General features: G+C 46.0%; 7 protein-coding genes and 2 tRNA genes. 3 read left to right on the top strand and 6 right to left on the bottom strand.

Features of this window, described 5'->3' with window-relative positions:
• The 5 genes from D1Z90_RS07765 to D1Z90_RS07745 form a co-directional block, all read right to left on the bottom strand.
• Positions 1 to 73 (bottom strand) — tRNA-Gly (locus D1Z90_RS07765).
• A 165-nt stretch (positions 74 to 238) separates the two neighbouring features.
• The gene (gene pgsA, locus D1Z90_RS07760) at positions 239 to 784 is read right to left on the bottom strand and encodes a CDP-diacylglycerol--glycerol-3-phosphate 3-phosphatidyltransferase (protein WP_119910184.1); all 546 of its coding nucleotides are present in this window, start codon (positions 782 to 784) and stop codon (positions 239 to 241) included.
• Positions 785 to 829: 45 nt separating this feature from the next.
• Positions 830 to 2662, bottom strand: a complete 1833-nt coding sequence (gene uvrC / locus D1Z90_RS07755) for an excinuclease ABC subunit UvrC (RefSeq protein WP_119910183.1) — start codon at positions 2660 to 2662, stop codon at positions 830 to 832.
• Positions 2663 to 2714: 52 nt separating this feature from the next.
• A complete protein-coding gene (uvrY, locus tag D1Z90_RS07750) occupies positions 2715 to 3359 on the bottom strand; it encodes a UvrY/SirA/GacA family response regulator transcription factor (RefSeq protein ID WP_119910182.1) in 645 nt (214 codons plus the stop codon).
• Between the two features lie 200 nt (positions 3360 to 3559).
• A tRNA-Ser gene (locus tag D1Z90_RS07745) sits at positions 3560 to 3650 on the bottom strand.
• Positions 3651 to 3913: 263 nt separating this feature from the next.
• On the opposite strand from D1Z90_RS07745, the gene D1Z90_RS07740 reads away from it, so the two are divergent.
• From D1Z90_RS07740 to tusE, 3 genes are all read left to right on the top strand, one after another.
• Entirely contained in the window at positions 3914 to 4573 is a 660-nt protein-coding gene (locus D1Z90_RS07740; RefSeq protein WP_119910181.1) for a Bax inhibitor-1/YccA family protein, read from the top strand.
• A gap of 110 nt (positions 4574 to 4683) precedes the next feature.
• Positions 4684 to 6825 (top strand): YccS family putative transporter, encoded by a 2142-nt coding sequence (gene yccS, locus D1Z90_RS07735; RefSeq protein ID WP_119910180.1) that lies wholly within the window; start codon positions 4684 to 4686, stop codon positions 6823 to 6825.
• A gap of 8 nt (positions 6826 to 6833) precedes the next feature.
• Entirely contained in the window at positions 6834 to 7163 is a 330-nt protein-coding gene (tusE, locus tag D1Z90_RS07730; protein WP_119910179.1) for a sulfurtransferase TusE, read from the top strand.
• Between the two features lie 11 nt (positions 7164 to 7174).
• Here tusE and D1Z90_RS07725 read toward each other — a convergent pair whose 3' ends face one another.
• Positions 7175 to 11212: an ATP-binding protein gene (locus D1Z90_RS07725; RefSeq protein WP_119910178.1), complete on the bottom strand. Its 4038-nt coding sequence runs from the start codon at positions 11210 to 11212 to the stop codon at positions 7175 to 7177.
• Positions 11213 to 11340 lie beyond the last annotated feature (128 nt).

Genomic DNA, 11340 nt, shown 5'->3' with positions numbered 1-11340 from the left:
AGCGGTACACGAGGTTCGAACTCGTGACCTCGACCTTGGCAAGGTCGCGCTCTACCAGCTGAGCTAGTACCGCTTCATCGTCGCTTTCGCTCATCTTGCATTGTGTCTTGCGACTCATTCGTTGCGAGATGTGCTGCGCATTCTAATGATTATCTTGGGCCAGTCAACACACTTTATGCATGTTTTTGATCGTTCGCTTGAAAATTGCGCAAAGCGCTGAATATTTGTGTTCAATTGCTCAATTATGAGCCAAATCTTTCCACGCAGCGCTTAAATAACTGAACATAGACCAAAAGGTTAGCACAGTCGCAATGTAAAGTAGCACCATGCCGACCATTTCCATCCATGGCGCTTGTTGCCAAATTAAAGCAATCAGCGCTAACATTTGTGCTGCGGTTTTCCATTTACCAATCCAAGACACCGCGACATTAGCGCGTTTACCCAATTCAGCCATCCATTCGCGCAGGGCTGAGATAATAATTTCGCGACTGATCATGGTAATGGCCGGGATCGTAACCCAAAGTGAATTGTAGTCTTCGACGATCACCACCAACGCGGCTGCCACCATCACTTTATCTGCCACCGGATCTAAGAAAGCGCCAAACGGGGTTTGCTGTTCGAGTTTTCTCGCTAAGTAGCCGTCTAGATAATCCGTCACAGCTGCTAACCAAAAGAAGAACGCCGCTAAAAAAGCAGCCCATTCTGTGGGCAAGTAGTAACAGACAACAAACACAGGTATAAGAAGAACACGAAACGCAGTCAGTATATTGGGGATATTTATCATTGTTAGTATGGTTGCTACAAAGTTGGTGCACCGGCACTCGAGTAATTAGTGGTGTAATGTATCATAGATCTTCTCTGCAAGCTCACGACTTATTCCGGGCACTTTGGCCAAATCATCCATGGATGCATTTTTAACTTCTTGAATCCCTCCTAAAAATGTCAATAACGATTGTCGGCGTTTTGGCCCTACTCCAGCAATCCCTTCAAGGGTGCTTTGCCTACGCTGTTTGTCTCGACGTTGTCGGTGACCGGTAATCGCAAACCGATGGGATTCATCACGAATATGTTGAATCAAGTGTAAGCCGGGATAATCTGCAGGTAAAGAAAGCTCTTCGTAAGTATCGCCGACAATCAAGGTTTCAAGACCTGCTTTTCGTGTTACGCCTTTGGCAATGCCAATCAGCAGCGGCACTTTATCTGTAAAAGCGTCATCCAAGCTCGCTAATACCTGCTCCGCTTGTTTAAGCTGGCCAATACCACCATCAATGAAGACAATATCAGGTACCTTATCCGGCGTTTGAGAGCCTCGAAAACGTCGAGCGAGCACTTGTGCCATTGCCGCATAATCATCGCCAGGGGTAATGCCTGCAATATTAAAGCGGCGATAATCAGACTTCAGCGGCCCTTCGCGGTTAAACACCACGCAAGAGCCCACGGTTTTTTCACCCATGGTATGAGAAATATCATAACACTCGATGCGTCGAATTTTGTCTGTTAACTCAAACGTTTCTTGCAACATGTTAAAGCGCTGCAACTGCGTACTTTTATGGCTTATCTTGGTAGCCAAAGCCGTCTCGGCATTGGTCAAGGCCAAGCGCTGGAAACCCAAGCGCTCAGTTCTTACTTGGCTGGTGCATTTAACTTTATGACCCGCAAACTCAGATAACGCCTGAGTAATGGCATCTTGCTCTTCCAAGCCGTGGGACAATAAAATCTCTTTCGGAACGATACGTCCGTTGGCACCTGATAAATAAAATTGAGTAATAAATGCACTAAAGACTTCGTCAGCGCCTGTGTCTCTGGGCACCTTAGGGAAATAACTGCGGCTGCCTAACACTTGACCTTGACGGATAAATAACACATGCACACAGGCGACGCCGTTATCATAGGCAAAGCCAATGGCGTCAAGCAACGCACTTGAGCCAGTAACACTTTGCTGCTCAGACACTTTGCGCAACGCTTGAATTTGATCACGAAAGCGCGCTGCGGACTCAAACGCCAATGCATCGCTGGCCTGTTGCATTTTGTCGACCATGGTTGCGATAACAGCTTGGCTTTTGCCTTGCAAAAACAATTGCGCCAAGCTGACTTGCTCTGCATATTCTTGCTCCGTCATCATCTTAGTACAAGGGGCAAGGCAACGCTTTAACTGATATTGCAAACACGGTCGGCTGCGATTGTTGTAATAACTGTCTTCACACTGGCGGATGGGAAATATTTTTTGCATTAGGTGTAAACTTTCGCGCACCGCGCCGCCACTGGGATATGGCCCAAAATACTGGCCCTTGGCTTTTTTGGCACCGCGATGAACCGTCAACCTCGGATGCTTGTGATCGGTAATCAAAATGTAGGGGTAGGATTTATCGTCTCGCAGTAATACGTTGTACCTCGGCATATACTTCTTAATAAAGTTATGTTCGAGGATCAGCGCTTCTGTTTCTGTGTGCGTCACGGTGACATCAATGGCGCGGATCTGTAATACCAAGACGCGGGTTTTTTCGCTATCTACCTGACTGCGAAAATAACTGCTCAAGCGCTTTTTGAGGTTTTTGGCCTTACCCACATAAATCACCACCTGGTCTTCATCGTACATACGATAAACACCCGGTTGTTCAGTAACAGACTTTAGAAAAGCTTTGTGATCAAATTTCATGGTCATAAACGCAAAAAGGTGCCAACAGGCACCTTTATTTTAATTTTAAACCGCGAGCTTATAACAAATCAGCATCTAGCATGCCATGGCGAATAGCAAGATGCGTTAATTCCACATCGCCGCTAATATCGAGTTTGTTAAATAAGCGATAACGATAACTGTTAACTGTCTTAGGACTTAAGCTCAACTGCTCAGAGATGTCGGTGACTTTTTGCCCTTTGGTGATCATCAGCATAATTTGCAATTCACGCTCAGACAAGTTTTTAAACGGGTTGTCTTCATCGGGTGAAAATTGTGCCAAAGCCATTTGCTGGGCTATTTCAGGAGACAAGTAGCGTTGACCTGAATTGACCATGCGAATCGCATTCATCACTTCTTCGGGTCCTGCGCCTTTAGTGAGGTAACCCGACGCGCCTGCTTGCATCACTTTCGTAGGAAAAGGATTTTCCGTGTGAATAGTTAATACAATAATTTTAACGTCAGGATTATAGCGTAGAATTTTTCGGGTAGCCTCTAGGCCACCGATTCCAGGCATATTCATGTCCATTAAAATAACGTCAGGATCGTTTTCACGACACCACTGCACCGCAGCTTCACCGCTTTCGGCTTCGCCTACAACTTTTATACCACGCACATCTTCGAGTATGCGTCGAATCCCTGTTCTCACCAGCTCATGGTCATCAACAAGAAATACGTTAATCAAGTGAATTGCTCCGCATAAAAAAATAAAGCTTCAAAACTAAGAGAAGCGGATATCCCGATAATAACCAAACTTGGTACAATTAAAAACTGAAAAAAGCGTTATTTGCTGTCAGCATCGAAAAAAATAAAAAAAATAAAAATTCAAGGCTTGAATCTAAGTGTTTGATTGATATGGATATAAATAAGGTAAAATCAGGAAAGTGGCGGAGGAGGAGAGATTTGAACTCTCGGTGAGCTATTAACCCACGCTGGTTTTCAAGACCAGTGCATTCGGCCACTCTGCCACCCCTCCGCAGTGGGGCCGAATAATAGGGACATCAGCGTCAGAAAGCAATCCCTATTGCGATATTTTATGGAATTTTTTGGCTATTCTTTTGGTGCGGTTAGAAACTAAGCTAAATTTGCTGTTTTTTTGATATTCTGCGTATTCTTTGTTAAATGTAAGTAAAGAAACTGCCTAAACTTGTACGAACATGTTAGGCTAACGACTTGAAAAGTTGTGGTATAGTCGCCATAACACTTTACAGATTTACACTACAACCGAGGTTTTTCCTTATGAATCAATTTACTCAAACTCAAACGCTGGAGCGTTCAACTGAGGTAAATAAAGTACTGCGTAATACATACTTTTTACTTGGTTTAACCTTGGCGTTTTCAAGCATAGTCACCGCCTTCGCTGTGATGACTCAGGCCCCAGCAGTGCACTGGATAGTTTTCCTAGTGGGTGCATACGGTTTGATGTTTTTAACCGAAAAGAACCGTAACTCAAGCTTAGGCTTGGTATTCGTGTTCTTATTCACTGGCTTTATGGGCTATACCTTAGCTCCCATGATAAGTGTTTACTTGGCAGCCGGTGCCGGTGAAACCGTGTTAACAGCGTTGGGCGGCACAGCATTAGCATTTTTTGCTACTTCAGCGTTTGCTTTGACCACCAAGAAAGATTTGTCATTCCTTAATGGCATGATCATGACGGGATTTGTGGTACTGATTGTGGCGGTTATTGCTAACATCTTCCTACAAATGCCTGCGATGTCGATGATGATCAGCTGTTTATTCATCTTGTTTTCATCAGCAGTTATCATGCTGACGACACAAAACATCATTCGTGGCGGTGAGACAAACTACATCTCAGCCACTGTGACTTTATACGTGTCTATCTACAACATCTTCGTAAGCCTGCTAAGCCTGCTAGGTATTGGTGGTGGCGACGACTAAAATTGTTTAAAAACAAACAATTTATCAATTAAGCCCCTTTGTAGGGGCTTTTTTTTTGGCTATCTATTACACTTTGAACAGCTTTCATTTTCAGGATAACCAGCCGCTACATGCCCGTTTCTTTGCTGTTACAAGAAAAACTTCGTACTTTACTGACTCATACCTATTTTCATGCTGGCGCGCGGGTATTATGCGCCATCAGTTTCACCTTGTTACCCGCATTACTTTGGCAGCAAACCGAGCTATCTCTTACCCTCGCCCTTGGCGTAGTAGCCTGCGCTATCGCCGAGACGGATGATGCCTTATTACATCGCTTATCCAATTTGGCTATCACCCTCGCCTGCTTTGTTATTGCGTCTTTTTCTGTAGAGCTGCTCTATGCGACCCCTTGGTTGTTTGTGATTGGTTTAGCTAGTTCAACCTTTGCTTTTGTCATGCTAGGGGTGTTTGGTCAGCGCTATGGGCAAATTGCCTTTGGCGCTTTACTGATTGCCATTTATACCATGATAGGCTATCGGCCTGAGCAAGCCTTTTACATTCAGCCACTGCAACTCACCGCTGGTGCATTGTGGTACGGTTTGTTCTCACTGATTTGGGTATTATTCTCACCCTATCGCTCGTTACATGAGCAATTGGCACAACTGTATTTTTCATTAAGCCGCTTTCAATTAGAAAAATCCCGCTTCTTTGGCGGTGACATTAACGACGTGTTTGCGGTCAGGCAGAACCTTGCAGTGCAAAACATTGGCGTAGTCACCAGCCTCAACATTTGTAAAGATACCCTAAATAACCGTTTGAATGGCCCAGGTAAAAAAGAAAAACTGGATCAATTGCTGCATTACTACATGATTGCACAGCAAGTACACGAACGCGTAACGGCCACTCACTATCAATACAGCCAACTCGAAAAAGCGTTCGCCAAAACAGAGTTGACCCAAGGCTTTCATCAATTACTGTATCAACTGTCTGAAGCCACTCACCAGCTTGGCCAAGCTATCTTAATGCGGAAAAGTTACAGTACACCGGCATCGCTGCGGTGGACCTTACGTGCACTGCAAGATCAATTAGAATATTTGAACCAAAAACACCATTTTGACAAAACGCTGTTTACGCCTTTGTCTTTGGTATATAAAAACCTGGCAGGCATCTATGACTTACTGAAGCAGGCAGAGCAAGTAAGTCAACATCACACAAATCCGAACGTGGACTTATCTTTGGCGCAGCAGCAACATACGCCACCCTGGCAAACGTTAAAACGCCACATTAAAACTCGCTCTGGCATTTTCAGGCACGCTATCAGAATGAGCCTGTGTTTTGTGACCGGCTATGGGTTAATTGATTTATTGCACCTTGAGCAAGGGTTTTGGATCCTGCTGACTTGCTTGTTTGTGTGCCAGCCCAGCTTCAGTGCCACCCGTAAACGCTTGGTAGAGCGTGTCATGGGCACTTTTATCGGTATCGCGTTAGGCTTTCCTTTACTCTACTTGATCCCCAGCGTCTATGGCCAATTTTTCATTTTGGCTATCTCGGCTTTCTTCTTTTTCACCTACCTTAAGAATAACTACAGTATCGCAGTGACCTTCATTACCTTGTTTGTCATGATGGTATTTAACCTGCTTAGTGGCACCGGTTTAGAAGTGGCGCTGCCTCGGATTGAGGAAACCTTATTAGGCTGTATGCTAGCGGTTGTCACGGTGAGCTTTATCCTACCGGAATGGCAATATCGCCGGGTACCCCTGCTATTATCGACGTCATTAAAAGCCAACTTGAATTACTTTGAACACGTGTTGAGTCAATATTCGCGGGGTAAAACCGAGTCATTAGATTATCGCATTGCCCGTAAAGAAGCCCACGAAGCCGATATAAACTTAGCCAGCGCATGGCAGAATATGTTGATTGAGCCGGGTTCAAAACGCAAACTGGTAAAAGAAAGTTATGCCCTCACCAACCGTAACAATGCTTTGCTGGCGTATATTTCTGCGTTTGCTGCCCACCGGGTAGAACTTGAGCAACATCAGTTGGAAAATGACATGTCCCCTTTGGTTGAACAAACCCGTTTGGCGATGAATAATGCCATCGCCAGTATTGAAGACCCGGAGCGAATTCATCATACTTCGGCCATCAAGCAACCAAGTCAGATACTGGATGACTTGTCGCCGGATGAAATTTCTTTAGTGCAACAAATGCAGTTGATTGCCAATACGGCAGCGGACATACAAACCTTAGCGTGCAATATCACTCGCTATAAATAGAGAGAGCCATGATTGAGTTTAACGGACAACAAATAGAAACAGACGCCAAGGGTTACCTCGCAGACAGTCAGCAATGGAGCGAGGCGTTAGCAAAGGTGATCGCCGAGCAAGAGAACATCTCGCTCAGCGAAGACCACTGGCAAGTGGTACATTTTGTTCGTCAATTTTACCTCGAGTTTAATACTTCTCCGGCCATGCGCGCCCTAGTTAAAGCCATGGCAAAAGCGTACGGCCCAGAAAAAGGCAATAGCCGTTATTTATACAAACTCTTCCCTCAGGGTCCTGCCAAGCAAGCCACTAAAATAGCCGGCTTGCCCAAACCGGTGAAATGCATCTAAGTAAAATTGGTTCAATCAAGCTGGGGCTCTTCGGCGCGCATTTGCTGCTGAGCTTGTTTCGGCGTTTGCGCAAACGCTTTCTTATAACAGTTAGTAAAATAGCTTTGTGAATTAAATCCTGCTTGTTGTGATACTTGCTGAATTGATAAACCTTGTTTCAGTAGTGCTTGTGCTTGGTCAAGGCGATACTGACGCAAGTATTCATTGGGTGTAATTTGCAACAACGCTTTTATCTTTCGTTGCAATTGCTTACTGGTCACAAACATGGCATCAGAGATGTCACTGATGGTGATATCTGGATCGCTGTACATATCTGCCACCGTTTGCGCCAAGCGGACCACAAACTCTTTATCTGCCGAGTCCTCGTCTTGCGTTACCAGCGCCGGTGATTGCACTTGGATAAGGTTTGCAACTTTGATCATCAGTTCGTCTACATCAAAGGGCTTCGCCATGATGTCGGCCGCTTTTGCCGATAATGCCGCCAACTTACTTTGCCTGTCGACTTTTGCACTGACAAACAATACCGGAATGTGGCACAAGCTTGTGCAGGTTTTGATGCTGCGACACATTGCCAGACCGTCCATTTCCGGTAACACATAATCCGATATGACTAAATCCACTGAATGTTTATTTAAATAAGCTAAGGCGGGCTCAGCCGCATTAAACAAAGTGCATTGATACTCGCCTTGTAAAATCTGTTGTAGGTACTGCGCCATCGCCGCATTATCTTCTACAATTAGCACCTTACCTTGCGGCTGCCCTGGTGCAGCTGTTGTTGCACGCGCCCGCCAATCTGTAGTATTGACCAAGGGGATTGGCGGCTTCTCAGGGCTTGAAATTACCCGTTCTGAACTTGGTAAGCACACCCGAAAAGTGGTGCCTTGGTGCAGTTCGCTTTGCACGGTTATTACTCCGCCTAAAGCGACGACGGTCTCTTTCACTAAGGTTAAGCCCAATCCTGCACCATCGTCTGTGGCGCCATGACATTGCCCTCTTACAAAAGGCTCAAAAATTTGAGTAAGCTGAGCCGCCGACATCCCCGGCCCGTTATCCTTCACCGCTAACACTACCTGGTGCCCGATAGTGCGCGCGATGATGCGAATGTCACTGTGAGCCGGACAGTATTTAATGGCGTTACCCAATAGATTAAATATCACGGTTTCGAGCTCCAGCTCGCTGCACGCTACCCCGAGTTGGCCTTTTATTTCTAACGCTAGCTGTTGGTGTTTAGTTCTGGCTAATTCATCGTAATGAGACAATGCCCTTTGCGCTAACTGGTTAAGGCTACAACCTTTTCCCGCTTCAGGTAATTTAGCCACTCGTGTCATCACCAACAAGTTGTCTAACATGGTCAGTAATTTGTCACAATTACGACTGATCTGGCCCAAATCTTGTTGGTGTGCGCCAGGGCCAAGATGCGACTGTAAATACTGAGCCGGGGCTTTAATTAAGGTTAACGGGGTGCGAAATTCATGAGAAACATTGGCAAATAATCGCAACTTTTGCTCACTCATTTTGGCAATCGTAGCGGTGCGATACTCCACTTGCTGCGCCAACTTTTTTGAATAGGCTTGCTCGGTCCCGATGCGCCATCGAAAGTAATACACTATCACTGAAATGCCGCAGGCAAGATATATTAGGTAAGCCCAGAGAGATTGCCACCACGGAGCGGTGATCGTCACCGCAAGTAATGCTTGAGCAGGGTGCCATTGCTGGGACTGATTGGCCACTTGTACTTCAAACTGATACCCACCAGGAGGCAATTGGTGATAGCTGGCTTGAGTTTGCCCCGGCTCAGCCAAATTCCATTTCGACTCAAGACCTTTAAGGCGATAACGATATTCGGCGCCTTGGTGATCATACCTTAATTGCGAAAAGCTTAATTTCAGTGACGCGTTATGCCAAGGTAGCTGAACTTGAGCCAGTACACCCGGCGCGACTAAGGTGCCCTGCTCTTGCCATTGCTTGGCTTGGTCTGCTGCCGTTGTTAACACCTTGAGGGATGTCAGAGCCACTTCAGGACTCGCACTTGGTCGAGGCAACCCGCGGGGATGAAACGTCAGCACACCGCCAACGTGACCAAAAGCCAGTTCACCCGACGCAAGCACTAAACTGCTGGAGTTAAACTCCGAAACCGGTAAGCCAACATTGCGCTGGTATTTACGCACTACATTGGCTTGCTCATCGAGCTGTAACAACCATTTCGAATGAGCGACCCAATAACTCCCCGAGGAGGGGCTCAAGACCTGATAATACATGCCTTCTGGCATATTACCGCGCAGATTCAATGCCTCTAAACGTTGGCTCTTTATATCATAAAGCAGCAAGCCGTTTTGATGGGTGAGCCAAAGTCGATGCAATGGGTCTCGGTAGATACTGGTAATGCTGTCGAGCTGCACATTCACGCCTTGGCGTTTTAATGGGTATTTTGTGAGTTGTTGCAACTGGCTATCGTAGTGCAGCAGTTCGCCATCAAAGCTGGTGAGCCATAATGCGTCACCATCGACAAGTACGTTATTGATATTTTGCAGCCGGTTTTCTCCGGCTAAGAAAATAGGTTGCAACGCAAATTCGTCTTGCTCCGGCAAATATTTTGCTAAACCTAAAGCTGTGCTAATGGCCCAAAGTTCACCATTAAAGAGAAATACTTGGCTGGTGTAATGATCGCTAAAGCCGTCTTCATCTGTAATACGGTATGACTGTAATTGGCCTGCTTGCGTTAACCGTCCTAACCCATTGGTGCCCGCTAACCAAATTTCGTTCTGAGAATCTTCAGCAATAGCAAGGACCACGCCGATGGTTTGGCCATCAAGAGGCTTGCCTTTTAGATCCTTGTCGGTGAGCGATTCCGAAAACTTTGGCGTACTCTGGTGCAAGACTTCGCCTTGATGCCCCCACAAACTCAGTGACCCATCTGCGGTGCCGAGCCACAGTCCCTGGTCAGTTTCGAGCATCGCCATGACCACATTGTCTTGTAATAATTGTTGCGCTTGGCTTAAGCTTTGAAACGCTAAGGCTTGAGGTGATAATTTACTGACTCCACCCAAGCGGGTACCTATCCAAAGCACTTTGTTGTTATCGGTAAACAGTGTTTCAACGCTGTTATCTAACAAACCATAAGGCTGCTCAACTTGGCTGTGATGATCGTGGGCCTGCGGCGTGATATTAGACCGGGTGTGCCAGTGCTCAGCCAAAGGTAAGCGATACAACCCTTGCAATGAGCCAACCCATAAGCCACCTTGTTGATCACTTTGCAGGTCGGTGACCATGCCCTCTATATTCAATGAATGCCAGCTCCAAAAAGCATGTGTTGCGCCATCTTTCGCCAGTTGCATTAAGCCAAGATCTGTTGCTAGCCACCAGCGTTGGCCAATATAGCGCATCAGTTGCAAGCTATCATTGTTCGCCAAGGTGATACTTTCCCGACTGAACTGGCCTTGTTGAGGCAGCCACTGATACTTCTGCTGCTGACTAATAAAATGCAGGTGGCCACGCTCATCTAAGGTCATGTCTCGCACTGGGAAATTATTTTTCTGTCGATTTGCCAATGGCAAATCGAAATGCTGAAATTGACCTAAGGCTATATCGTATCGGCTGATGCCTTTATTACTGCTGATCCAAAGGTTGCCGCTGGCATCCGCAATCAGCTGCCATGGATCTTCAGGCAGCCCATGAGATTGGTCAATGCGAGTAAATTGATTGTATTCAGGTTGATACTGGTGAAGCCCCAATGGCGTTAATACCCAGAGCTGCTGCTGCCAATCTAAGGTTAAGCCAGCAATGTAATTACTGCTTAAGCTGCGAGCATCAAGAGGAACATGGCGAAACTGCAGAAAATGTTGGCCGTCGAATCGGTTCAGACCATCTTGGGTGCCTACCCATATATACCCTTGTTGATCTTGAATGACTTCGAGCGCGCTGGCTTGAGACAAGCCTTGACCTAAGCTATAACTGTCAAAGTGGTGACTGCCATGAAAAGGCATGGCAAAAACTGGCGTTAATAAAGTGAGCCAGAAAAACATAAAAACGATACGGGGCGCGAACATCATGCTCCTCTTCCTTGAATAGCGAGATATTACTACCTAACTGCCGCCATAGTTGACCAGTGAGTCAAGTTTAAGTCAAGGATACGCCAAACAGCTGAACAAAGTTTCACTTGGTATTCACCTTTAAGTAG

It is taken from the genome of Motilimonas pumila (assembly GCF_003596335.1).
Classification (GTDB): Bacteria; Pseudomonadota; Gammaproteobacteria; order Enterobacterales; family CBDFNC01; genus Motilimonas; species Motilimonas pumila.
The sequence above is the reverse complement of the archived record's forward strand: the minus strand, read 5'-3'. Positions and strand labels throughout refer to the sequence as shown.

Excerpts from the sequence above, each read along its gene's own strand:
- pgsA (WP_119910184.1), bottom strand. The coding sequence starts at position 784 with ATGATAAATATCCCCAATATACTGACTGCGTTTCGTGTTCTTCTTATA.
- uvrC (WP_119910183.1), bottom strand. The coding sequence starts at position 2,662 with ATGACCATGAAATTTGATCACAAAGCTTTTCTAAAGTCTGTTACTGAA.
- D1Z90_RS07740 (WP_119910181.1), top strand. The coding sequence starts at position 3,914 with ATGAATCAATTTACTCAAACTCAAACGCTGGAGCGTTCAACTGAGGTA.
- yccS (WP_119910180.1), top strand. The coding sequence starts at position 4,684 with ATGCCCGTTTCTTTGCTGTTACAAGAAAAACTTCGTACTTTACTGACT.
- tusE (WP_119910179.1), top strand. The coding sequence starts at position 6,834 with ATGATTGAGTTTAACGGACAACAAATAGAAACAGACGCCAAGGGTTAC.
- D1Z90_RS07725 (WP_119910178.1), bottom strand. The coding sequence starts at position 11,212 with ATGATGTTCGCGCCCCGTATCGTTTTTATGTTTTTCTGGCTCACTTTA.